Genomic DNA, 21,830 nt, shown 5'->3' with positions numbered 1-21,830 from the left:
CGGATCACATACGATCCGCGCCCCACGCCACTTTTGCGCTCACCCGGCGCCGGGTAAGGTTAGGTTAGCCTTATCGATCTCGGCGGGAGGTGAATCCGCGTGTACGTCTGCAGCTGCTTCGGTGTGACCGAGACGCAGGTCAAGCAACACGCGGATAACGGCGCCTGCACCCCGCGCCAGATAGCCTCCGCCTGCAAGGCGGGCACCGACTGCGGTTCCTGTGTACGGCGCATCCAGGCCATCCTGGGCCGGGGGGCGTGCCCGCGTCCCGCGGTCGTCGAAGTCGAACTGGACGAGGCGGCCTAGCTCTCCGGCTGCTCGATCAGCTGTGCGATGTAGAGCGCCTCGCCGAGCTTCTCCAGAAGCTCCAGCTGTGTGTCGAGGTAGTCGATGTGGTGCTCCTCGTCCGCGAGGATCGACTCGAAGATGTTCGCCGACGTGATGTCGCCCTTGGCGCGCATCACCTCGATACCCCGCTTGAGGCGGTCGATCGCTTCCACCTCGACCTGCCGGTCGGCCTCGAACATCTCCTTGACGGTCTGGCCCACGCGCACATGGAACAGCCGCTGGTAGTTCGGCAGCCCCTCCAGGAAGAGAATGCGGTCGGTCAGCACCTCGGCGTGCTTCATCTCGTCGAACGACTCGTGCCGCGTGTACTTCGCGAGCTTCGTCCAGCCGAAGTTCTCCTGCATCTTCGCGTGCAGGAAGTACTGGTTGATCGCGGTGAGCTCGCCCGTGAGCTGCTCGTTGAGGAATTCGATGACCTCGGGGTCGCCCTGCATCGCAGAGGCTCCTTCCAACCGTGGGGAACTGGCAGGTTGCGCCGCATCCTCGCACCGGGGAAGAAGATCGTCCAGTAAGTCTTCACTTAGTAAGTAAGGGCATGCTTAGTCCAATTTGGCAGGTATTGGGTGGAGCCTGGTCAGGTGCATCCACTCGGGTCTGTCAGGATGGAAGGCATGGGGCAGCCGGTGGAGCGTGAGAGTGGAGAAGCGGCGCACTCCGAGCTTCCGCCGGGCCAGCGGCTGCAGCGCGGCTGGCCCGTCACGCACTACGGGCCGGTGCCCAGGTTCCGGCCCGAGCGCTGGGAGTTCCGGGTCTTCGGGGCCACCGCGGACGGCGAGAAGCACTGCTGGAACCACGAGCAGTTCACGGCCCTGCCGTACGCCACCGTCGTGGGCGACCTGCACTGCGTGACCAAGTTCAGCATGCTCGGCGCCGAGTGGGGCGGCATTCCCGCCCGCGCCATCCTGGAGATCGCCCCGCCCGCCCCGGCAGTCACTCATGTGATGGTCTGGGCCGAGTACGGCTTCAGCGCCAACCTGCGCCTCGCGGACTTCGCCTCCGAGCGCACGATCTTCGCCACCCACAAGGACGGGGAGCTGCTGACCGCGGAGCACGGGTTCCCGCTCCGGCTGGTCATCCCCCATCTCTACGCCTGGAAGGGTCCCAAGTGGGTCCGTGGTGTGGAGTACATGACCGCCGACCGGCGCGGGTTCTGGGAGGAGCGCGGCTACCACAACGTCGGCGACCCCTGGAAGGAGCAGCGCTACTCCTACCAGGAGGAGCCGGGGGACGGCCCCGAGCTGTGACGCTCAGTGCGCGTGGTCCTGGTGGTGCTGGTGGTGCTGGTGGACCACGGCGTGTCCCTTGCCGCGGCCGATCATCCACTTGTTGACCGGCACGGTGACGACGAACGCGATGGCCAGCGAGATCGCCAGTGAGGCCCAGAAGAGCAGATCGGCGAGTTCCGCGTCCATGGCGTCCGGCCACAGGGTGATCACGCCGTTGTCGATCAGCTCCATCACGGCGATGGACAGGGTGTCGGCGGCCAGCGCCACCCGGAGCGCGGCCCGGAAGTCCAGACCTGCCTTCAGGGCGCCGCGCAGGGTGAGCGAGTAGCCGAAGAAGAACGCCAGGACGATCGCCAGCACGGTGGTCGGCAGATTGCCCCAGCCCAGCGCGGTACCGATGACCATGCCGAGCACTTCACCGATGGCGCAGCCGGTGAGGCAGTGGAGGGTGGCCTGGACTGCGGTGGACCATCCGTTCGGCTGGTGCTGCATGAGTGCCCCCAATGTCAGGTGACGGTTCCTGTGCTCAACACGAACCGTATACCCCCTGGGGGTATTCCCTCACTCCTGCCGGGTCAACCGTCCCGGAGTTTCTTCAGCCGCTCCACGTCCGCCGCGTGCCCCTCCTTGCCGCCGGGGGTCTCGATGATCAGGGGGACGCCCTCGGTGGCCGGGTGGGTCATCAGGGCGCGGAACGGATCCTCGCCGATGTGGCCGGAGCCGATGTTCTCGTGGCGGTCCTTGTGGGCGCCGACCACGTCCTTGGAGTCGTTGGCGTGGATCAGCTTCAGGCGGCCCTCACCGACCGTGTCCACCAGCAGGTCGAGCGTCTGGTGCATGCCGCTCGGCCCGGTCAGGTCGTGGCCGGCCGCGAAGATGTGGCAGGTGTCCAGGCAGACGCCCAGCTTCGGGTGGGCGTCCAGGGCCTCGAAGTACGGGCCGAAGTCCCAGGTGCGCGAGCAGAGCGAGGAGCCCTGGCCGGCCGTCGACTCCAGGAGCAGGTACGGGTCGTCGTCGTGGGTGAGCTCGTCGAGGAGCGGCAGCATGTACTCCCGCACCTGCTTCAGGGCCATGGAACGGTCCCGGCCGCCGGTCGCGCTGCCGGTGTGCACGACGACACCGCGCGCGCCGATCTCCCGCCCGCGCCTGAGGGAGTGCCGGAGCGAGTCGACGGACCTCTCCACGGTCGCCTCGGTGTGCGAGCCGAAGTTGATCAGGTACGGGGCGTGCACATACGCCGGGATCGCGTCCTCGGCGCAGGCCTCCAGGAACGCCTCGTCCTGCCGGGGGTTGCCGACGGGGGTGGCCCAGCCGCGCGGGTTGGCGACGAAGACCTGCACGGTCTCGGCGTTCAGGTCACGGGCGTAGGAGAGCCCCACGGAGTGGAGACCACCGGCTACGGGGATGTGGCCGCCGATGGGGTTGCGCTGTGTTGTCACGGGTCACCTCCGGCGGTTGGGCGGTTGTGTGCGGGTGCGGGTGCGGGTGCGGGTGCGGGTGCGGGTGGGTGGGGGCGGGCGTTTTGCGCCCACGCGGCGGAGCCGCATATGGACACAGTCCCGCGCCCCTGAGATACCTGCGGCGGCCTGCTGCGGTTCGGCGGGGGCTTGTGTAGCGCGTGCGGTGGGTTGTGGGTCGGGGCCGGGGTGGGGGGTATCCGTCCTCGGTCCGGCGGCTCGGTCTCTTGAGCAGTACTGGATAACGGACGCCGGCCGCTGCGGGCGGACACCCCCCACCCCGTCCCCTTCCCGCCGTACGCGGCCAACGGCCCGCGGTCCATTCCGACGCAGGGTGACCGCAACTCCTCAGGGGCGCGGGGAACTGCGCGACCAGCCCCCACGCACCCGCACTCGCCCGACAACCGGAACCGGCCCCCCGCCACGCGCATTAGCGGATCGTGATGGTGATCGTCGAGCCCTTGGGGGCCGTGTCCCCGCCCTCCACCGACTGCTTCTTGACCGTGTCGCCGAACAGGCCGAGCAGGCCCCGGTCCTCCTCGACCTGGAAGCCCGCGCCCTCCAGTTCGGACTTGGCGTCGTCGACGCTGTCGCCCGTGACGTCCGGGACCTCGATCATCTCGGGGCCCTTGGAGATCGTCAGCGTGACGATGTCGCCGTCGGCCGCCTGGGTGTCGGGGGCCGGGGTCTGCTTGGCGACCTGGCCCGCGTCGTACTCGGAGTTGACCCGGGTGACGGCGACCTTGACCTTCAGGCCGGCCTCGGCCAGATCGGCCCTGGCGTCGGCCAGGTCCTCTCCGGTGACGTCCGGGACGTCGACCGGGGCGCCCTTGCTGACGGTGAGCGCGACGGCCGAGCCGGTGTGCAGGGTGGCGCCGCTCTCGGGATCGGTGCTGATCACGAACCCCTTGGGGACGTCGTCGCTGAACTCCCGGGTCACCATGCCCGGCTCCAGCCCGTCCGTCTTCAGCCGCGCTCTCGCCTTGGCCAGCGACCACCCGTCCACGTCGGGCACCTTCACCGTCTGGGGGCCCTTGGACAGGGTGATCGACACCGAGTCGTGGTTCCGTATGCGGGCGCCGACCTCCGGGTCCGTGCTGATGACGGTGCCGCGCTTCACGGTGTCGCTGTAGGCGTACGTGACCTTGCCGGTCTCCAGACCGGCCTCGTCCAGCCGGTCTCGCGCCTGTGTCTCGGTCTTCGCCAGGAGGGCCGGGACCTGGGTGAACTGGCCGGAGTTGATGTACCAGACGCCCGCCCCGAGCCCGAGGGCCAGCAGGACCGCGGCGACGATCAGGAGCGGGCCGCGCCGGGGGTCGCCGGAGGAGCGGCCACGCCGGGGCGGTGGGGGCGGAGGGCTCTCCAGGACGCTGGTGTGGTGGTATCCCCGCTCGGGCTCGTCCTCGTTGACCGGCAGCGGGCGCGGCACCGTCAGGGTGCGCGGGATCACGCTCGTACGGTTCTCGGCGCCCGCGTACTCCGCGGGGAGCGCCTGCGGCGGCACCGCGTCGAGTTGGTCGGCGGTCAGCCCGGCACGCGCCTCGCGGGTCTGCGCGAGCAGCGCCACGGCGTCGTACGGACGCAGGTCCGGGGTCCGGGCGGTGGCCGAGGCGACCAGCTCGTCCAGTGCGTACGCCAGCCCCGGGACCACGGCCGACGGTGGCGGGACGTCCTCGTGGAGGTGCTTGTAGAGGACGATCGCGGGGGAGTCGCCCTCGTGCGGCTGGCTGCCGGTCAGCATCTCGTACAGGACGACACCGCACGCGTACACGTCGACGCGGGCGTCCGCGGCGCCGGGCTGGTCCATCTGCTCGGGCGAGAGGTAGGAGACCGTGCCGAGGACGGCTCCGGTGGTGCTGGTCACGTTGTTCACGGACCGCACGAGCCCGAAGTCGGCGACCTTGACCCGGCCGTCGTCCCCTATCAGGACGTTCTCCGGCTTCATGTCCCGGTGCACGAAACCGGCGCGGTGCGCGGCGCCGAGCGCGGCGAGGACCGGCTCCAGGATGTCCAGGGCGGCGCGCGGCTGCAGCGCCCCGCGCTCGCGCAGCACGTCGCGCAGGGTGCAGCCGGCGACGTACTCCATGGCGAGGTAGACGTACGACCCGTCGGTGCCCTGGTCGAAGACCTGCACGACGTTGGGGTGGGCGAGCCGGGCGACGGACTTGGCCTCCCGGATGAACCGCTCGACGAAGGTCCCGTCCGCCGCCAGCGCGGGGTGCATCACCTTGAGCGCGAGCACGCGGTCCAGACGGGTGTCCAGGGCCCGGTAGACCGTGGCCATCCCGCCGACCGCGATGCGCGCGTCCACGCGATAGCGGCCGTCGAGCACCTGCCCGACCAGCGGGTCCTGAAGGGTCGTATCCACGCAGGCGAGTGTACGAGCCGCCGCCGACAGTCCCTCCGGTTCGGCGGATTTGGCGGCTGTACTGCAGCTGACCTGTGACGGAGGTCGCACCTGCCCGTGTCCAAAGTCGAACGCGTGTTCAGAATGCCGGGCGTTCCGGATCCAGTACGGCCCTGCCCTCCACGGGGGACGACGCCTCGGCGAAATGCCGCCGGGGGATGCGCCCCGCCCGGTACGCCAGCCGCCCCGCCTCCACCGCGTGCCGCATCGCGTGCGCCATCAGTTCCGGTTCCTGGGCCCGCGTCACCGCCGAGGCGAGCATCACACCCGCGCACCCCAGCTCCATCGCCAGCGCCGCGTCGGACGCCGTGCCCGCCCCCGCGTCCAGGATCACCGGTACGCGCGCGTGCTCGACGATCAGCTGGAAGTTGTGCGGGTTGCGGATGCCGAGCCCGGATCCGATCGGGGAGCCCAGCGGCATGATCGCCGCGCAGCCCACGTCCTCCAGCCTGCGGGCCAGCACGGGGTCGTCGTTGGTGTACGGCAGCACCGTGAAGCCGTCGTCCACCAGGGTCTCCGCCGCGTCCAGCAGCTCGACCGGGTCCGGCAGCAGGGTGCGCTCGTCGGCGATGACCTCCAGCTTGACCAGGTCGGTGCCGAGCGCCTCGCGCGCGAGGCGGGCCGTCAGGACGGCCTCTCCCGCCGTGTAGCAGCCCGCAGTGTTAGGGAGGACCCGGATGCCGAGCTTCTCCAGCACGGACAGCACCGAGCCGTGCACCGAGGGGTTCACGCGCCGCATCGCGACCGTCGTCAGCTCGGTGCCGGAGGCGACCAGCGCCCGCTCCAGCACCTCCAGGCTGGGCGCCCCGCCCGTGCCCATGATCAGCCGGGACGAGAAGGACGTACCGGCGATGACAAAGGGATCGTCGGCCATGGGGTCAGCCTCCTTGGACGGCGGTGAGGACTTCCACGCGGTCTCCCTCGGCCAGGGGCGTCGAAGGCCACTGCGCGCGCGGGACGACGGTCTCGTTGAGTGCGGCGGCCACTCCGGAGGGCGCCGGCGTCAGGGCCCGTACGACGGTGTCGAGAGCCGTGCCGGGCGCGAACTGGCGCGGCTCCCCGTTGACGGAGATGTTCATGCCGGCTGCTCCACGGACTCCAGGAACCGCCTCGGGGTGAACGGGCGGGCCACCTCCGGCAGTTCACCGGTCGTCAGCGCGTGCGCCAACGCGTCCCCGGTGACCGGCGTCAGCAGCACGCCGTTGCGGTAGTGGCCGGTGGCCAGCAGCAGACCGGGAAGGTCGGTGGGGCCGAGCAGCGGGGCGTTGTCCGGGGAGCCCGGGCGCAGTCCCGCGCGGGTCTCCGTCAGCGGCAGCTCGGTGATGCCGGGGACCAGTTCGTGCGCGTCCCGCAGCAGTTCGTACACCCCGCCCGCGGTCACCGTCGTGTCCCAGCCCAGCTCCTCGCTGGTCGCGCCGATCACCAGCTCGCCGCTCTCGCGCGGGACCAGGTAGACCTGGCTGCCGCGCACGACGGCCCGCACGGTACGGCTCAGGAAGGGCGCGTGGCGCGGCGGCACGGTCAGGCGCAGCACCTGGCCCTTCACGGGCCGTACGGGAGGCAGGAGGGCCTGTGGGACCCCTTCCAGGCGGCCGCTGAGGCTTCCGGCGGCGAGCACCACCTGGTCCGCCCCCAGTTCCTCGCCGTCCGTGGTGGCGACCCCGGCGGCCCGCTCCCGTACGACGAGCAGACGCTGGGCCCATGCGCGGTGGAACACCACGCCCGCCCGCTCACAGGCGGCCAGCAACGCGCGCGTGAGCCGGCGCGGATCGATCTGGTGGTCCCCGTCCACCCGCAGTCCGCCTCGTACCCCGGGTGCCAGCATCGGTTCCAGGCGCCGGCACTCCCGGCCGGACAGCCACTCCGACTCCAGCCCCGACTGCCGCTGGAGCGCGTGCAGTTCACGCAGATGGGCGCGGTCGTCGGCGTCCAGGGCGACGGCGAGCGTGCCGCACCGGCGGTAGCCGAGGTCGTGCCCGGTCAGCTCGGTGAGTTCGGCCGCGAAGTCGGGATAGCGGTGGGCCGAGGCGAGGTTCAGGCCCAGCAGGGTCTGCTCGCCGTAGTGCAGTTCGGTGACCGCGGCCAGCATCCCGGCGGCCACCTGGGCGGCCCCGCCGCCCGGTTCGGGGTCCACGACGGTCGCGGTGAGACCGCGCTGCGCGGCCCGCCAGGCCGTGACCAGGCCGATGATGCCGCCCCCGATGACGAGGACGTCAGACGTACGTGAGGACATGGGCGTCCAGCCCCTCCCTTCGCCGGCATGACCCGGATCAGGTTCGTACGGTCGGAGGCCGCCCAGCCTCCCTCTCAGCCCGGTGCGTCCGGGCTCCCGCGAGTGCTCTACGTTGGCCACCCTAGCCGTTCGTTCCACGCCTCTGTAAGGGAGCCTCGCCCCATGCCCCGCTCGCTCGACGGCCTCGTCCTCGCCCCGGTGGCCGATCAGTCCCCCGGTCAGGTGGGTACACGGACCCGGTTCACCTACCACGAGAAGGACGGGCAGATCTGGGCCGAGTACGCGGGCGGTGACGTCGTGCGCGGGCACCTCGTCGGCACGCGCGCGGGGGACCGCCTCGACTTCCGGTACGTCCAGCTCAAGCACGACGGGACGACCTCCTCCGGGCACTGCGTCTCGACCGTCGTGGAGCTCGCCGACGGCCGGGTGCGGCTGGAGGAGACGTGGGAGTGGGAGTCGCAGACAGGCAGCGGGACGAGCGTGGTGGAACAGGTCGGCGAGGCTGTGCAGCAGGTCACGGCGCACGACTCCTGACTGACTGATTGTCAGTTGACTATGGTGATCAAATGAGCGAGCAGACGCAGGCGCGGGCGCAGCGGCGGGTGGTCGTGGTCGGGGCGGGCATGGCCGGGGTGCAGACCGCGGTCGCCCTGCGCGAACAGGGCTTCTCCGGAACCGTCACGCTCATCGGCGCGGAGCCCCACCAGCCGTACGACCGTCCGCCGCTCTCCAAGGCCGTACTGCTCGGCAAGGCCGAGGGCTCCGCCTTCGACGTGGACTTCGACGCCCTCGGCATCGAACTGCTGCTCGGCCGCGAGGTGCTGGGCGTGCGCCCCGAAGCGCACCAACTGGACACCGAGGCCGGGCCCGTCCCGTACGACATCCTGGTCCTCGCCACCGGCGCCGAACCGATCCGGCTGCCCGGCACCGAGGGCGTGCCCGGGGTGCATCTGCTGCGCACCCTGGACGACGCCGAGCGGCTGCGCCCCGTGCTCGCCCGGCAGCACGACGTCGTGGTCGTCGGCGCGGGCTGGATCGGCGCCGAGTTCGCCACCGCCGCGCGCGAGGCGGGCTGCGCGGTGACGGTCGTGGAGGCCGCCGACCGGCCGCTGGCGGGCGCGCTGCCCGCCGAGGTGGCCGCGCCGATGACCTCCTGGTACGCCGACGCGGGCGCCGTGCTGCGCACACACGCGCGCGTGCAGCGCGTCGAGCCCGGCGCGGTCGTCCTGGACGACGGCTCCCGGGTGCCCGCGGGCGCGGTCGTGGTCGGCATCGGCGCCCGGCCCGCCACGGCCTGGCTCGCCGGCTCCGGCATCGAACTCGGCGCCCACCGCGAGGTCGTCGCCGACGAGCGGCTGCGCACCTCCGTGCCGGACGTCTACGCGGTCGGCGACTGCGCCTCCTTCCCCTCGGGCAGGTACGGCGAGCGCCTGCTGGTCCACCACTGGGACAACGCCCTCCAGGGCCCCCGCACGGTGGCCGCCGACATCCTGGGCGAGACCCCCACGGTCTACGACCCGGTCCCGTACTTCTGGTCCGAGCAGTTCGGCCGCTTCGTCCAGTACGCCGGCCACCACGCGTCCGCCGACACGACCCTGTGGCGCGGTGAGCCGTCGGGACCCGCCTGGACGGTGTGCTGGCTGCGCGAACACCGCCTGGTGGCCCTCCTCGCGGTGGGCCGCCCCCGCGACCTGGCCCAGGGACGACGGCTCATCGAGGCGGGCACGACGATGGCCCCGGAGCTGCTGGTGGACCCGGCGAGGCCTCTGAAGGCGGCGACGGCATAAGGGCGGGTGACGGCCCGGACTCGGCGGGGACAGGTGGCGGGGACGGGTGGTGGGCGGCTCGGGCTGCCCACTGCCGACTGCCGACTGCGGCGTTCGGGGCGGTGTCCGTCGGTGCTCGGTGCTCGGTGCTCGGTGGCCGGGGTTGGGTGGGGCTTCTGCAGGTGGCTGTGACGCAGGCGGCGGCTGGGCTTGAGTTGCCTGCTGCGACCTGGCGGGCGGTGTCTGTCGGTGCTCGGTGGCCGGGACTCGGCGAGGCCCCCGGAGCCGGTTTCGCGTGGGCGAGGGCAGCCCGAGCCACCCGCCCCCGCCGCCTACAAGAGCCCGCCGAGTCCCGGAGCACCACCCACCGGCGGGGGCCGAATCCGCCGGGGCCCGAGACCCCGAAACCGTCTGATTCACCTGAACCAGCAGCAGCCCGTACCCGGCGATCACACCCCCCGTTCCCCCGCCGGAGGCGCCCCGGCTTCCGACTGTCAGTGCGGGATGGCACGCTTAATCCCGTGACCGAGATTGACGCAAAGATCGATGCTCTCGTCCCCGCCTGGCTCACCCTCCCCGACATCGCAGAGATGCTCGATGTCGAGGTGACGCGTGTGCGGCAGCTGGTCAAGGAGGGCCAGCTCATCGCCGTACGCCGTGGTGAGAACCGCGCGCTGCACGTCCCCGCCGCCTTCATCGACGGAGCCGAGCAGAAGGTCGTCAAGGGCCTGACCGGGACCTTGACGCTCCTGAGGGACGACGGTTTCTCCGACGAAGAGATGCTGGAGTGGCTCTTCACCCCCGATGACAGCCTGCCCGGCACCCCCGCGCAGGCCCTGAGCGAGAATCGCGGCACGGAGGTGAAGCGCCGGGCCCAGGCGCTCGCCGTCTGAACCGAACAGCATCGGCGTACGGGCCGTGACCGCCGGGGCCACGGCCACGGACCAGTGCGGCCCGTACGCCACCGAACCCGGGGGAGACACACGCATGCCCGACACCGCCCGCACCCAGCTCGCCGACGCCCGTCTCTACCTCTGCACGGACGCCCGCAGGCGCCAGGGCGACCTCGCCGAGTTCCTGGACGCGGTCCTGGCAGGCGGCGTCGACATCGTGCAACTGCGGGACAAGGGCATGGAGGCGGCCGAGGAGCTGGAGCACCTCCAGGTCCTCGCCGAGGCCTGCGCGCGGCACGGCAGACTCCTCGCGGTCAACGACCGGGCCGACGTCGCCCACGCGGCCGGTGCCGACGTACTGCACCTCGGCCAGGGCGATCTGCCCGTCCCGGCCGCCCGCTCGATCCTCGGCGACGACATCCTCGTCGGCCGCTCCACCCACGCCGAGGCGGAGGCCGCCGCGGCCGCGGTGCAGGACGGCGTGGACTACTTCTGCACCGGCCCCTGCTGGCCGACCCCCACCAAGCCCGGCCGGCACGCCCCCGGCCTCGACCTGGTCCGGTACACCGCCGCCCTCGGCACCGACCGCCCCTGGTTCGCCATCGGCGGCATCGGCCTCGGCAACCTCGACGAGGTCCTGGAAGCCGGGGCCCGCCGGGTCGTGGTCGTCCGGGCGATCACCGACGCGGACGACCCGGGCGCCGCCGCCGCGGAGTTCGCGAAGCGGCTGCGTGACACAGAGTGAGGGGCCCGTCGATGGCCGGTCGCATGATCGGCCCGGTGTCCGAGGGGTGGACAACAAGTCGACAAAGCGGGCAAATTTCCGTGATCTGGTTGGGTGACCGCTGCCCCCTGGCTAACCTGCCGGTATGGCCCTAGGAACCGCATCCACCAGGACTGACCGCGCACGCACGGTGCGCGACATGCTCGCCGCCGGCAAGACGACGTACTCCTTCGAGTTCTCGGCGCCGAAGACCCCCAAGGGTGAGCGGAACCTGTGGAGCGCGCTCCGGAGAGTCGAGGCGGTCGCCCCGGACTTCGTCTCCGTCACCTACGGCGCCGGCGGCTCCACCCGCGCGGGCACCGTCAAGGAGACCCAGCAGATCGTCGCGGACACCACCCTCACCCCGGTCGCCCACCTCACCGCGGTCAACCACTCCATCGCGGAACTGCGCAACATCATCGGCCAGTACGCCGACGCCGGGATCCGCAACATGCTCGCCGTGCGCGGCGACCCGCCCGGCGACCCCATGGGCGACTGGCTCGCCCACCCGCAGGGACTGACCTACGCCGCCGAACTCGTCCGGCTCATCAAGGAGTCGGGCGACTTCTGTGTAGGTGTCGCGGCGTTCCCGGAGATGCACCCGCGCTCCGCCGACTGGGACACCGACGTCGCCCACTTCGTCGACAAGTGCCGCGCCGGCGCCGACTACGCCATCACCCAGATGTTCTTCCAGCCGGAGTCCTATCTGCGGCTGCGTGACCGAGTCGACGCCGCGGGCTGCGCGACTCCCGTGATCCCGGAGATCATGCCCGTGACCAGCGTGCGGATGCTGGAGCGGCTTCCGCAGCTCAGCAACGCGATCATCCCCTCCGCCCTGGAAGAGCGGATCCTCACAGCAAAGGACGATCCGGCCGCTGTACGCTCGATCGGGATCGAGTTCGCCACGGAGTTCTGCGCACGGCTGCTGTCCGAGGGAGTGCCCGGACTGCACTTCATCACGCTCAACAACTCCACGGCATCGCTGGAAATCTACGAGAACCTGGGTCTGCACCATCCACCGCAGGCCTAGACCGGCCGCACGGACATACGACACACTGCGTAGCGGTCACTGGGAGAGGGGCGTACATGGGCTGGACGGTCCTCTACATCGCGTTCGGATTCGTCGCGCTGTGGCTGCTCGGCGAGGTGCTGCTGCAGTACAAGGCGCGACTGCGCTGGCGGCTGCTCGCCTTCGTCGGCTTCCTCGGCGTGGTTTTCGGCGTGCTGATCCCGTCGGTGATCGTCATCGGCCTGGGCGCGATCGCCTTCGCGGTCGGCCAGACCTACGTCACCCTGTCCTTCCGCCGCGGCTTCGAACAGGGCTGGGCGGTCAATCCGCCGGCCGCGCTCGGCGGTCTGACCGGCGGCAAGAAGAGCCGCCGGGAGCGCGGCCGTGACGAACCCGCCCTCGATGTCTCCGACCGGGAGACGGGTGAGGCGGCCTACGGCGACGAGACCGGGTACGACCAGGCCCGGCCGGACACCGCCGGCTACGGCCACGACGACGACTACGACCGCGACGACGTCTTCACGCCCGCGCGCTCCGCCGCTCCCACAGCCGCCGAGACCACCTCGGTCTACGAGCCCCAGCCGCTGCCCGACGACACCGGCTCCTACGGCGTGTACAACGACTCCGCCTACGCCGGCGACCAGTCCTACGCGGCCGCGGACCAGACCCAGGACCAGTACGCGACGGCCGCCGCCGACCAGAGCTACGGCTACGACGGCTACACCGGCTACGACCAGCAGCAGTACGGCTACGACCAGGCCGGACAGCAGCAGTACGCCGCCTATTCCGACCCGTACATCGGCACCCAGACCTACGGCGCGGGCTCGTACGACGGCTCCTACGGCGGCCAGCAGCAGTTCGTCCAGCAGGGCTACGACCAGTACGGCGGGACGTACGGCGGCGAGACCCCGGCCGGCGGGGTGTGGGTGCCCCAGCAGCGCACCGACGAGACCTACGGCGGCGAACTCCCGCAGGAGCAGCAGTACTACCAGGACAACGGCGGCCAGGCGCAGCAGCAGAACCAGGGCCACGGCCAGGGGTACGACGAGCAGTACCGCTTCTGACGCAGTACCGCTTTCGGCGCCGGGCGGCTCCGTCACTGGGAGCCGCGGAACTCCGGTCCCTCCACGATCAGTCCCGCCACCAGCGCGCCCGACATCCCCGCGTGGGCGAGGCCGCCGCCGGGGTGCGACCAGCCACCGGCCGTGAACAGGCCCGGTATCGCCGTGCTGTTGGACGGGTGCAGGGTGCCTTCGCCGCCCGCCAGTGACGGCGGGGGAACGGCACCGCCCTGCGCCCCTGTCTCCCGCTCGGTGTGCACGGGCGTGCGCACCTCGCGCCACAGCACCCGCTCGCGCAGCCCCGGCATCGCGCGCTCGGCGGCGGCGACCATCTTGTCCGCGAAGGCGTCGGCGGCACCCGGTGCGACCCAGTCGTGCCCGAGGCCGGAGGGCACGGTCGCCGTCAGCACCACGGACTCGTGGTCCGCGTCGGGGCGCAGGGCGGGGTCGTCCGGCCGGTCCACCCGCACGGTGGGCTCCGGCGTCTTCCCCTGCCAGAACAGGGCCAGCTCGTCCCCCGGAGCGGGGCCGTACACCACCGTGCGGTGCACGGCGTCCGGCTGCCGCGCGCCGCGCAGGGCGAGGCACACCACCACCCGGCCCGGGTGCAGGTCCTCGGCGTCGGGAGGGACGTCCTGCGCGCCGTAGAGCGCACGACCCGGTACGAGTCCGCGCAGCCGCCAGGGCCCGGTGCCGACGACGGTGTCCGCCTCGACGACGGTCCCGTCGGCGAACTCCACCCCCGCCGCGCGACCGTCCTTCTCCAGGACGCCCGTCACCTCGGCGCCGAAGTGGAACTCGACCTTGCGCTGGACGCACCGCTCGTACACCGCCCGCGCCAACTCCCGTACACCGCCCCGGACATACCAGGTCCCGAAGGCGTGCTCCATGTATGGGAGGATCGCGGCGCTCGCCGGAGCGGTGCCGGGGTCGACGCCGTACGCGAGCGCGTGGCCGTCCAGCAGGGCCGCGAGACGGGGGTCGCGCAGCTCCCAAGCGCCGATCTCGTGCAGGGTGCAGGCCCGCCGGGTGCGCAGCCGCCGCTTGTGCGGCACAGCGGGGTAGGGCTCGCGCGTCAGCACCGACCAGTTGGGCCACAGCGGCTCCTCCAGGAGCGGCCTGCGGGTGCGGTCCCAGGCCTCGCGGGCCCGGATGAGGAAGTCGCCCCAGCGTGCGCCCGCGCCCTCACCGAGCGCCGCGTCCAGTGCGGCGACCACGCCCGCGCGGGACGCGTTCGGCAGGGACACCTCGGTGCCGTCCGTGAACACATGCCGCGACGACGGGTCGACCTGGACCAGCTCGACGACCGACTCCAGCGGCTCCTTGCCGGTCTTGACGAACAGATCGCGGTAGACCGCGGGGAGCGTGAGCAGTCCCGGACCGGTGTCGAACCCGAACCCGTCCCGCTCGAACCGGCGCACCGCCCCGCCGTACGTCTCCCCCCGCTCGTACACCGCCACCCGGTGGCCCGCGACGGCCAGCCGGGCAGCGGCCGCCATCGCGCCCATCCCAGCGCCGATCACCGCAATCCGTGCCATGCCTGCGACTTTATCGGCCACGACTGACACTCCGTCCGCGGGCCGCCCCCGGCGGGGTGGGCCAGGGGGTGCCGCCTGTGGCCCGCAGGTGGTCTGCCGACGGCGCTCGGGCCGGTTCCGTCCGCGGATCGCAAGACGACGCCCCGAGCCGGTCCCTCCGTCGCAGGCGTCAGCCCGGGGGTCGGTGCAATGGCGCAGCGAGGCGTTTCTCCTCCCGGCGCTGAGCCCTGCGGCGGCGGAATCTGCGGATACGGGAGATCAGGAAGAAGAGCGTCAGCAGGCCGGCCAGCAGCAGGACGCCCGCGATGATCGCGGCCGCCTGCGGATGGAACATCGCGAAGGTGACGATGCCGGCGACCCCGAGATCCTCCGCCAGGCTCAGGACGATGTTGCTGAAGGGCTCGGGGGAGGCGTTCACCGCCATGCGGGTGCCCGCCTTGACCGTGTGGCTGGCCAGGGCCGTGGAACCGCCGATCAGGCCCGCCGCGACATCGGAGAGCGACCCGCTCTGACCGGCGAGCAGCGCACCGACCCAGGCACCGGCGACGGGACGGACCACCGTGTGGACGGAGTCCCACGCCGAGTCGACGTACGGGATCTTGTCGGCCACCGCCTCGCACAGGAACAGCACGCCCGCCGCCACGAGGACCTCGGGGCGCTGAAGGGTCTCGGGGACGTCGTCGCTCAGCCCCGTCGCGCCGAACACGCCGAGCAGCAGCACCACCGCGTACGCGTTGACGCCGCTGGCCCAGCCGCTGGTGAACACCAAGGGGAGTACGGACACGGACGCGATCGTAACCAGTCGGCCACAGGCCGTCCTGGGGATGAGCGCGCAGAACTGAGTATCCGTACCTAGGGGCTGAGATGAGTACGCGCGCGGATGGGCCCCGACCTGGGTGAACGAGAGAGTGGAGCCACGGCGAAGGGGAACGGCTCCGGCACCGGCGACACGGGGCGCCGGAACGGAGCCGCCCCGGACCCGCTCCTTCCGCCGGCCGAGGTCGGCGGGAGCGAGGCACGGGGGAACCCGGAAAGCGGGGGAACGACCCAACGGGGGCCCAACGGGGGGACGGGGGAAACGGGGGGAAACGGGGAAACCGGGGGAGCAAGTAAGGCGCCGGTTCGAGGTGGCCCGCGGGGGACGCGGCCACACCGGACCGGCGCTTTCACCTGCCGGCCGGCGACGGCCCGTACCGGCCCCGCGTCACCCCCTGCGCCCGCTCACCCGCCCCTGCAGCAGCCGCGACAGCGCCGCGTGCACGTCGTCCAACGAGCGCTCGGGCTGGAAGGACTGCCAGTCCAGGGCGGCCACCAGGACCATGCCGACCAGGGCGGAGGCGGTCAGCGACACGTCGATCTCGTCGCTGAACTCGCCGTTCTCCACACCCTCGCGCAGCACGCCCTCCACGACCGCCACGGCCTGCTGGCGGACCACCATGAGCGTGGACTGCCAGGCCCTGTTGGTGCGCCACAGCTCGGCCACGTACAGCTGGGTGAAGGCCGGGTAGCGGTCGATGAAGACGAGGCCCGCGCGGATCATCGCGTCCAGGGCGTCCACCTTGCCGCCGCCCGCGCGGGCCGTGGCTTCGGCCGCCTCCCGCAAGGAGGCGGTGAGCAGACCGACGCCGTGCCGCAGCAGCTCCTCGAAGAGGCCGGACTTGCTCGCGAAGTTGTAGTAGACCGTGCCCTTCGCGACTCCGGCCCGCTCGGCGATCTCGTCGACCGTGGTGGCGGAGAAGCCCTGCTCGGCGATGAGCGTGACGGCCGCCTCGTAGAGCTTCTGCCGGGTGGCCTCGCGGCGTGTGCTGACGCCCGCCGTCGTGCTGCTGCTTTCCATGGTCCTGATTCTCCCAGGTGAGGCCTCCCTCGAGGGGGCTGAAGGGCTCACAGGGTCAGCTCCGGGTGCAGTCTGTCCAGCGTCCACACCTGCCGGCGGCGGGCGGAGACGGCGGTCAGTGCCAGGGCGCCCGCGGTGAAGGCGAGGAGCACCACGCACGCGTGCCACACCGGAGTGAGACCGCCGCCCGTGATGAGCCTCCTGAGGGCCTCGACGACGTAGCTCATCGGCAGGAAGGGGTGGATCGCGTTGAAGAAGCCCGGGCTGGTCTGCACGGGGTAGGTGCCGCCCGCGGAGGTCAGCTGGAGCATGAGCAGAGCCAGGACGAGGATCCGGCCCGCCGCTCCGAAGCGTGCGTTCAGCCACTGGACGATCGCCGCGAAGCAGGCCGTCACCAGGAACAGGAAGCCCACCGTCCCGGCCGCCCGGGCCATCTGGAGACCGATCGCCCAGTGCAGCACCGACATCAGGGCCACGACCTGCAGCACCCCGATCGCCACCACGGGCAGCCACCCCGCCAGCGCGATCCGCCAGGCCGCGGCACCGGCGGCGAGCGCACGCCGGTTCATCGGCGCGATCAGCATGTACGCCACCATCGCGCCCACCCACAGGGACAGCGGGATGAAGTACGGGGCGAATCCGGTGCCGTAGTTCGGCGCCTTGTGCAGGTCCTTGGAGACGAGCTGGACCGGGTCGGACATCACGTCGGTGCGCCGGTCGCGGTCCTTCTTGTCGTAGTCGGGGATCTGCGAGGCACCGTCGTGCAGTCCGTCGGAGAGTTTCCCGGAGCCGTCGGCGAGCTTGTACATGCCGCCGCTCAGGGTGTCGGCGCCGGTCCTGAGCCTGCCGATGCCCTCGTCCAGGTCCTGGGCGCCGCTCCGCGCGGTGCCGAGGCCGGAGTGGAGCGTCCTGGCTCCTGCTGCGACCTTGCCCGCGCCCTGGTTCAGCTTGTTGATCTTCGCTACGGCGTCGTCGAGGTCCTCGGACAGGTGGGGCGCCCGGTCGGCGAGGGCCCGGGCCTGCTGCTGGAGGGTGGCGAGTTGGCCGTCGAGCTTCTTCAGGTCGCCGTGCTGGTCGGCGACGAGCGCGTTGACGTCGTCGGCGACCTTGGCCACGTCGGCGGCGGCCTGCCGTGCCTTCTTGAGATCGGCGCAGGCCGCGTCCGGCAGGAGCGGGTCCGTGCAGCGCGCCTTGTAGACGGCGTTCAGTGTGTCGGCGGCCTTGTGTGCTCCCTGGGCGGCCGCGGGGGTGGTCCGCACCAGGGTGTCAAGGTTGTGGCGTACGGCGGAGGCCGAGTCGGCGACGAGCCGCGCGGTGTCGCCGATGGTCTTCTCGTTGTCCTTGAGGAAGGGGCCCGCCTTGTCCGCGATCCCGTTGACCTTGTCGGCGAGGCTCTGGGTGCCGTCGGCGACCTGTTGCGCGCCGTCCGCGAGATCCCCCGAGCCCGTGTCGAGCTTCGCGAGCCCGTCGGAGAGCTTCCCGCTGCCCGCCTCGGCCTGCTGAAGCCCTGCGGCGAGATCCTGGGATCCCTTCTCCGCCTTGCCGATGCCGCCTTCCAGGTCGTCGGCCCCGTTCGCGGCCTTCACCGTGGCGCCGTGGATGTCGGAGAAGGAGATGAAGATCCGGTCCAGGAAGGACCGCGAGGCCTTGGTGGACGCGGCCTGGCGCACCTCGGCGAAGACCGTCCGCGAGATCTGCCCGACGATGTAGTTGTTCGAGTCGTTCGTACGGACCTGGAGAGCGCCCGTCTCGGGGGAGTCCCCCGCACTGGAGGCGATCCGCCGGCTGAGGTCGGCCGGCATGGTGAGCGACAGGTAATAGGTGCCGTTCTCGACGCCCCTGCGGGCCTCGGCGGCGTCGACCTCGTGCCAGTCGAAGGTGTCGCTCTCGCGCAGCCCCTTGGTGAGGTCGTCGCCCGCGGTCAGCTTCTTCCCGTCGGCGGTGGCGCCCTTGTCGTCGTTCACGAGGGCGACGGGGATACGGTCCAGGCGGCCGTAGGGGTCCCAGAAGGACCACAGGTACAAGGCGCCGTACAGCAGGGGCAGCACCAGGAGGGCCACCAGGGCGGCGCGCGGCAGCTTCCCCCTGCCGAAGCGGCGCAGCTCAAGCGCGGCCAGTCTCGGTGAGCGCATCGGTCTCCTCCTTCCGGTCCTTCCGGTTCTCGGGCCGGGTGTCCTCGGGCTCCGGTCGCGTGGACACCGTCACGGCGTCCTCCGGGGCCTCGCTGCACGCCGCCAGGACCGTCGTCCCGGCTGCGGCGAGGGACCTCAGCAGCGCCCAGGCCTCGGCGCGTTCGGTGTCCGACAGCTTCAGGTCCAGGTCGTCGACGGCGAGCAGCCGCGGCCGGCCGATCAGGGCCAGCGCGATCGACAGCCGCAGGGCCTCCAGACGCTCCAGATCGCGTACGGCGGTCCGGGCGCCCTTGGGCAGCGACTCCAGGTCGAGGCCGGCGGCCGTCAGCACGGTGTCGATCCGCAGCTTCGCCTCGGCCCTGCGCTCCTCGCGCGGCCGCAGCAGGGCGCGCACCGAGTCGCCGAACCGGCGCTGCAGCAGCGCCCGTTCGCGCAGGTGCTCCCCGACGGTCAGGGCCGGGTCGAGGTCGGTGACCCCGGCCACGTTCGCCGGGGCGCTGAACCGGCGCACCGCCGCGAGCTGCTTCGGCAGCCGTGCCCCGCCCACCGTCGCCGTCCCCTCGGTGGCCTTCATCCGCCCGGTGAGCGCGAGTAGCAGGCTGGTACGGCCGGACCCCGAGGGCCCCTCCACGGCGATGAGCTGGCCGGGCTCCGCGGCGAGGCCGATCCCGCGGAACGCCCAGCCGCGTGGCCCCTTCAGACCGAATCCCTCGGCCGAGACAGCGACTCCGTCCACGGCCACCCCCTGATCCTCTTGAATCGCGAACTTATTTGAACTGACTGGTCAGTGCAAAAACTAACCCGAACCTTCGATCGAAGCAAAAGCCCAGGTCAGAACGGATTGTCAGTGGCATACCTCACGATGGGCACATACGGCACTCCGTAGCGGGAGATGCCGTCAACCAGACGACAGGAGGTTCGTCATGGCCAGCTACCACGCAGCCGCCGCCCGTCGGCGCCGCGCCACCGGCCCTGCCCCCTCACTGACCGGCCCGGCGAGCGACGTACACCCCGTGCTGCGCCGGGCGACGGCCCCGCCCGCCGCCCTCGACCTGCTCGCCCAGGCCCGCGCGGGCCTCGACGAGGCCTCGGCGCTGGGGACGCCGAACGAGCGCTATGCCACGGCCCACCTCGCCGCCCTGCGCACCGCGGCCGCCGTGCTCGCCGCCCGGGGGCGTCCGGAGCCCACCCCCCGACGCCGCGCCAAGATCCGGAGCGCCTGGGAAGTGCTCCCCGAGATAGCGCCGGAGCTCACCGAGTGGAGCGCGCTGTTCGCCTCCGGGGCCCGGCGCCGCGCCCGGGCCGAGGCCGGCATCCAGGGCGCGGCCAGCCGCAGGGACGCCGACGACCTCATACGTGACGTGGCGATGTTCCTGCGTCTTGTCGAGCGGATGCTGGTGCTCCAGCCGGTCCTCCCCCAGCCCCGCCAGGACGCGGAGGGGCCGGCGGAGAGCGGCCACGGCACCGACCGCGACTTTCCGGACGCCGGGTGACCGGCGTGCCGCGCTCCGGACCGCCGGGAGCCTTGAGGTCCGCCGTACGAGACGAGCGGCCGGCCACGGCACCGGAGTGACCAGGTGGGGTACCGGAGGCAATAGGGTGGAGGGCGCCTGAAGCCTTCCCATCCGCGCCGAGGAGTCAACTGCCGTGTCGGACCCGCTGCGACCCCGCGCCGCTCTCCGTACCGCCGTGGTCTGGGAGGTCCTCCAGGACACCCTCGACCGCCGGGTCAAGGCCATGGGACGCCAGGCGCTGGACGTCCTCGACACCGGAGGCGGCAGCGGCAACTTCGCGGTGCCCGTGGCCCGCCTCGGCCATCAGGTCACCGTCGTCGACCCCAGCCCCAACGCGCTGTTCGCCCTGGAGCGCCGCGCCGCCGAGGCGGGCGTCGCCGACCGGGTGCGGGGGGTCCAGGGCGACGCCCACGGCCTCTTCGACGTGGTCGAGCGCGGCGGTTACGACGTGGTCCTGTGCCACGGCGTCCTGGAGTACGTGGACGACCCGGCCGAGGGCGTGCGCAACGTGGTGGCCGCCCTGCGCCCCGAGGGCGTCCTCAGCCTGCTCGCGGCCGGACTCGGCGGCGCCGTGCTCGCGCGGGCCCTGGCCGGCCACTTCAAGGAGGCCCGGCAGGCGCTCGACGACCCGAACGGCCGCTGGGGCGACGGCGACCCCGTGCCGCGTCGCTTCACCGCCGACCAGCTCACCGCGCTCGTCGAGGGCGCGGGCCTCGCCGTGGGCGCCGTGCACGGTGTGAGGGTCTTCGCCGACCTCGTCCCCGGCGCGCTCGTGGACACCGAGCCCGGTGCCCTGGAAGCCCTGCTGAAGCTGGAGGAGGCGGCGGCCGAGCTGTCCGCCTTCCACTCCGTGGCCACACAGCTTCACGTGCTCGGTGAGACGCGAGAGGCCACCGGGGCCTGAGCCGCCTCATGCGCCGTAGTGCTGATCAGGTACTTGCCGGCACATGGAGTGCGCCACAGGCCCCCCGATCGCGTCCTCAGCGCCGTATGATCGAGGGAGACCGCCCGGCATGACGGGACGGCCGCTGGGGAATGACAAGATTCAGCAGCCGGAGCGTTCATGGCGGAATCCGGTTGGCCAATTGGCGCAGAGGGGCGGGTTTCACGGGGGCGATTCCCTGCCTATCCTGAAGGGACCCCCCGAGTCGCCCCGGCGACTGCACGATGAGGAGGACTCCGTGCCGCTCTCGGAGCACGAGCAGCGCATGCTCGAGCAGATGGAGCGAGCGCTGTACGCCGAAGATCCCAAGTTCGCGTCGGCGCTCGAGGGAAGCGGGCTGCGTACGTACACCCGGCGGCGGGTCTACCAGGCGGTCGCCGGCTTCCTCGTGGGTATCGCGCTCCTCATGGCCGGTATGGTCGCCAAGCAGGTGTGGCTCAGCGTGGTGGGCTTCCTCGTCATGCTGGGGTGCGCGGTTCTCGCCGTGACCGGCTGGCGCAAGGCCCCCAAGCCGGGCGAGCAGCCCGCCGCGGGCGCACCGCACGCCCGTCGCCAGGGACGCCAGAAGCGCTCGATGATGGACCGGATCGAGCAGCGCTGGCAGAAGCGCCGTGACGAGCAGGGCGGCCAGTAGCAGGCCCGGCACCGCGGTCGTCACCAGCAGCTCTCGCAGATGTTCTGAGGGGGTGAGCACCCAGCCGGG

The 21,830-nt window shown here is 71.8% G+C and carries 23 protein-coding genes and 1 riboswitch; of the genes, 11 read left to right on the top strand and 12 right to left on the bottom strand.

Translation table 11 applies throughout. The annotated features are described in order from the left end of the window. Positions 1-99 precede the first annotated feature (99 nt). Positions 100-306 carry a (2Fe-2S)-binding protein gene (locus ACFYZ8_RS31525; RefSeq protein WP_359029420.1) on the top strand — a complete coding sequence of 69 codons (207 nt, stop codon included), beginning with the start codon at positions 100-102 and terminating at the stop codon, positions 304-306. On the opposite strand, the gene bfr is transcribed toward ACFYZ8_RS31525, so the two are convergent. Continuing rightward, positions 303-782 carry a bacterioferritin gene (gene bfr / locus ACFYZ8_RS31520; protein ID WP_007381448.1) on the bottom strand — a complete coding sequence of 160 codons (480 nt, stop codon included), beginning with the start codon at positions 780-782 and terminating at the stop codon, positions 303-305. The genes ACFYZ8_RS31525 and bfr overlap by 4 nt on opposite strands. A gap of 177 nt (positions 783-959) precedes the next feature. On the opposite strand from bfr, the gene ACFYZ8_RS31515 reads away from it, so the two are divergent. Next, entirely contained in the window at positions 960-1,592 is a 633-nt protein-coding gene (locus tag ACFYZ8_RS31515) for a sulfite oxidase-like oxidoreductase (RefSeq protein WP_388542343.1), read from the top strand. 3 nt (positions 1,593-1,595) lie between these two features. Here ACFYZ8_RS31515 and ACFYZ8_RS31510 read toward each other — a convergent pair whose 3' ends face one another. From ACFYZ8_RS31510 to thiO, 6 genes are all read right to left on the bottom strand, one after another. Then, positions 1,596-2,066: a DUF4396 domain-containing protein gene (locus tag ACFYZ8_RS31510; protein WP_388542345.1), complete on the bottom strand. Its 471-nt coding sequence runs from the start codon at positions 2,064-2,066 to the stop codon at positions 1,596-1,598. An 83-nt stretch (positions 2,067-2,149) separates the two neighbouring features. Then, a complete protein-coding gene (locus tag ACFYZ8_RS31505) occupies positions 2,150-3,013 on the bottom strand; it encodes a deoxyribonuclease IV (protein ID WP_388542347.1) in 864 nt (287 codons plus the stop codon). A gap of 448 nt (positions 3,014-3,461) precedes the next feature. Then, complete coding sequence (pknB, locus tag ACFYZ8_RS31500) at positions 3,462-5,399, bottom strand: Stk1 family PASTA domain-containing Ser/Thr kinase (RefSeq protein ID WP_388541540.1); 1,938 nt, start codon at positions 5,397-5,399, stop codon at positions 3,462-3,464. Between the two features lie 118 nt (positions 5,400-5,517). Beyond that, positions 5,518-6,312, bottom strand: a complete 795-nt coding sequence (locus tag ACFYZ8_RS31495; protein WP_359029425.1) for a thiazole synthase — start codon at positions 6,310-6,312, stop codon at positions 5,518-5,520. A gap of 4 nt (positions 6,313-6,316) precedes the next feature. After that, complete coding sequence (thiS, locus tag ACFYZ8_RS31490; protein ID WP_059197554.1) at positions 6,317-6,517, bottom strand: sulfur carrier protein ThiS; 201 nt, start codon at positions 6,515-6,517, stop codon at positions 6,317-6,319. Further along, positions 6,514-7,671 (bottom strand): glycine oxidase ThiO, encoded by a 1,158-nt coding sequence (thiO, locus tag ACFYZ8_RS31485; RefSeq protein ID WP_388541544.1) that lies wholly within the window; start codon positions 7,669-7,671, stop codon positions 6,514-6,516. Before thiO ends, thiS begins: the two co-directional genes overlap by 4 nt. Then, a riboswitch (TPP riboswitch) is annotated at positions 7,669-7,781 on the bottom strand. (Overlaps the previous gene by 3 nt.) A gap of 52 nt (positions 7,782-7,833) precedes the next feature. On the opposite strand from thiO, the gene ACFYZ8_RS31480 reads away from it, so the two are divergent. From ACFYZ8_RS31480 to ACFYZ8_RS31455, 6 genes are all read left to right on the top strand, one after another. Continuing rightward, entirely contained in the window at positions 7,834-8,205 is a 372-nt protein-coding gene (locus ACFYZ8_RS31480) for a hypothetical protein (protein ID WP_359029427.1), read from the top strand. Between the two features lie 32 nt (positions 8,206-8,237). Continuing rightward, positions 8,238-9,458, top strand: a complete 1,221-nt coding sequence (locus ACFYZ8_RS31475) for an NAD(P)/FAD-dependent oxidoreductase (protein WP_388541547.1) — start codon at positions 8,238-8,240, stop codon at positions 9,456-9,458. 500 nt (positions 9,459-9,958) lie between these two features. Further along, the gene (locus ACFYZ8_RS31470) at positions 9,959-10,330 is read left to right on the top strand and encodes an Rv2175c family DNA-binding protein (protein WP_329340128.1); all 372 of its coding nucleotides are present in this window, start codon (positions 9,959-9,961) and stop codon (positions 10,328-10,330) included. Positions 10,331-10,424: 94 nt separating this feature from the next. Next, positions 10,425-11,075, top strand: a complete 651-nt coding sequence (thiE, locus tag ACFYZ8_RS31465; protein WP_388541550.1) for a thiamine phosphate synthase — start codon at positions 10,425-10,427, stop codon at positions 11,073-11,075. A 124-nt stretch (positions 11,076-11,199) separates the two neighbouring features. Continuing rightward, a complete protein-coding gene (gene metF / locus ACFYZ8_RS31460) occupies positions 11,200-12,123 on the top strand; it encodes a methylenetetrahydrofolate reductase [NAD(P)H] (RefSeq protein WP_359029430.1) in 924 nt (307 codons plus the stop codon). Between the two features lie 56 nt (positions 12,124-12,179). Next, complete coding sequence (locus ACFYZ8_RS31455; protein ID WP_388541553.1) at positions 12,180-13,166, top strand: hypothetical protein; 987 nt, start codon at positions 12,180-12,182, stop codon at positions 13,164-13,166. A gap of 32 nt (positions 13,167-13,198) precedes the next feature. On the opposite strand, the gene ACFYZ8_RS31450 is transcribed toward ACFYZ8_RS31455, so the two are convergent. The 5 genes from ACFYZ8_RS31450 to ACFYZ8_RS31430 all read right to left on the bottom strand — a co-directional run bounded on the left by ACFYZ8_RS31450 (position 13,199) and on the right by ACFYZ8_RS31430 (position 19,412). After that, the gene (locus ACFYZ8_RS31450; protein WP_359029432.1) at positions 13,199-14,701 is read right to left on the bottom strand and encodes an NAD(P)/FAD-dependent oxidoreductase; all 1,503 of its coding nucleotides are present in this window, start codon (positions 14,699-14,701) and stop codon (positions 13,199-13,201) included. A gap of 169 nt (positions 14,702-14,870) precedes the next feature. After that, positions 14,871-15,485 carry a DUF4126 domain-containing protein gene (locus ACFYZ8_RS31445; protein ID WP_388541556.1) on the bottom strand — a complete coding sequence of 205 codons (615 nt, stop codon included), beginning with the start codon at positions 15,483-15,485 and terminating at the stop codon, positions 14,871-14,873. A gap of 420 nt (positions 15,486-15,905) precedes the next feature. Continuing rightward, positions 15,906-16,538: a TetR/AcrR family transcriptional regulator gene (locus ACFYZ8_RS31440; protein WP_359029434.1), complete on the bottom strand. Its 633-nt coding sequence runs from the start codon at positions 16,536-16,538 to the stop codon at positions 15,906-15,908. Positions 16,539-16,585: 47 nt separating this feature from the next. Next, on the bottom strand, positions 16,586-18,670 hold the full coding sequence (locus tag ACFYZ8_RS31435; protein ID WP_388541559.1) for a YhgE/Pip family protein: 2,085 nt from the start codon (positions 18,668-18,670) through the stop codon (positions 16,586-16,588). Continuing rightward, positions 18,642-19,412, bottom strand: a complete 771-nt coding sequence (locus ACFYZ8_RS31430) for an ATP-binding cassette domain-containing protein (RefSeq protein WP_388541561.1) — start codon at positions 19,410-19,412, stop codon at positions 18,642-18,644. The genes ACFYZ8_RS31435 and ACFYZ8_RS31430 overlap by 29 nt, the downstream gene beginning before the upstream one ends. Positions 19,413-19,593: 181 nt before the next feature. On the opposite strand from ACFYZ8_RS31430, the gene ACFYZ8_RS31425 reads away from it, so the two are divergent. The 3 genes from ACFYZ8_RS31425 (at position 19,594) to ACFYZ8_RS31415 (ending at position 21,761) form a co-directional block, all read left to right on the top strand. Next, on the top strand, positions 19,594-20,163 hold the full coding sequence (locus ACFYZ8_RS31425) for an SAV_6107 family HEPN domain-containing protein (protein ID WP_388541564.1): 570 nt from the start codon (positions 19,594-19,596) through the stop codon (positions 20,161-20,163). A gap of 154 nt (positions 20,164-20,317) precedes the next feature. Continuing rightward, complete coding sequence (locus tag ACFYZ8_RS31420) at positions 20,318-21,088, top strand: methyltransferase (RefSeq protein ID WP_388541567.1); 771 nt, start codon at positions 20,318-20,320, stop codon at positions 21,086-21,088. 277 nt (positions 21,089-21,365) lie between these two features. Then, a complete protein-coding gene (locus tag ACFYZ8_RS31415; protein ID WP_053846972.1) occupies positions 21,366-21,761 on the top strand; it encodes a DUF3040 domain-containing protein in 396 nt (131 codons plus the stop codon). Positions 21,762-21,830 lie beyond the last annotated feature (69 nt).

The organism is Streptomyces sp. NPDC001668, assembly GCF_042893155.1.
Lineage (GTDB): Bacteria > Actinomycetota > Actinomycetes > Streptomycetales > Streptomycetaceae > Streptomyces.
The sequence above is the reverse complement of the archived record's forward strand: the minus strand, read 5'-3'. Positions and strand labels throughout refer to the sequence as shown.

What these genes read in the sequence shown, in the direction of transcription:
- bfr (WP_007381448.1), bottom strand. Translation starts at nt 782, where the DNA reads ATGCAGGGCGACCCCGAGGTCATCGAATTCCTCAACGAGCAGCTCACG.
- ACFYZ8_RS31515 (WP_388542343.1), top strand. Translation starts at nt 960, where the DNA reads ATGGGGCAGCCGGTGGAGCGTGAGAGTGGAGAAGCGGCGCACTCCGAG.
- ACFYZ8_RS31510 (WP_388542345.1), bottom strand. Translation starts at nt 2,066, where the DNA reads ATGCAGCACCAGCCGAACGGATGGTCCACCGCAGTCCAGGCCACCCTC.
- ACFYZ8_RS31495 (WP_359029425.1), bottom strand. Translation starts at nt 6,312, where the DNA reads ATGGCCGACGATCCCTTTGTCATCGCCGGTACGTCCTTCTCGTCCCGG.
- thiS (WP_059197554.1), bottom strand. Translation starts at nt 6,517, where the DNA reads ATGAACATCTCCGTCAACGGGGAGCCGCGCCAGTTCGCGCCCGGCACG.
- thiO (WP_388541544.1), bottom strand. Translation starts at nt 7,671, where the DNA reads ATGTCCTCACGTACGTCTGACGTCCTCGTCATCGGGGGCGGCATCATC.
- ACFYZ8_RS31480 (WP_359029427.1), top strand. Translation starts at nt 7,834, where the DNA reads ATGCCCCGCTCGCTCGACGGCCTCGTCCTCGCCCCGGTGGCCGATCAG.
- ACFYZ8_RS31475 (WP_388541547.1), top strand. Translation starts at nt 8,238, where the DNA reads ATGAGCGAGCAGACGCAGGCGCGGGCGCAGCGGCGGGTGGTCGTGGTC.
- thiE (WP_388541550.1), top strand. Translation starts at nt 10,425, where the DNA reads ATGCCCGACACCGCCCGCACCCAGCTCGCCGACGCCCGTCTCTACCTC.
- metF (WP_359029430.1), top strand. Translation starts at nt 11,200, where the DNA reads ATGGCCCTAGGAACCGCATCCACCAGGACTGACCGCGCACGCACGGTG.
- ACFYZ8_RS31455 (WP_388541553.1), top strand. Translation starts at nt 12,180, where the DNA reads ATGGGCTGGACGGTCCTCTACATCGCGTTCGGATTCGTCGCGCTGTGG.
- ACFYZ8_RS31450 (WP_359029432.1), bottom strand. Translation starts at nt 14,701, where the DNA reads ATGGCACGGATTGCGGTGATCGGCGCTGGGATGGGCGCGATGGCGGCC.
- ACFYZ8_RS31440 (WP_359029434.1), bottom strand. Translation starts at nt 16,538, where the DNA reads ATGGAAAGCAGCAGCACGACGGCGGGCGTCAGCACACGCCGCGAGGCC.
- ACFYZ8_RS31435 (WP_388541559.1), bottom strand. Translation starts at nt 18,670, where the DNA reads ATGCGCTCACCGAGACTGGCCGCGCTTGAGCTGCGCCGCTTCGGCAGG.
- ACFYZ8_RS31425 (WP_388541564.1), top strand. Translation starts at nt 19,594, where the DNA reads ATGGCCAGCTACCACGCAGCCGCCGCCCGTCGGCGCCGCGCCACCGGC.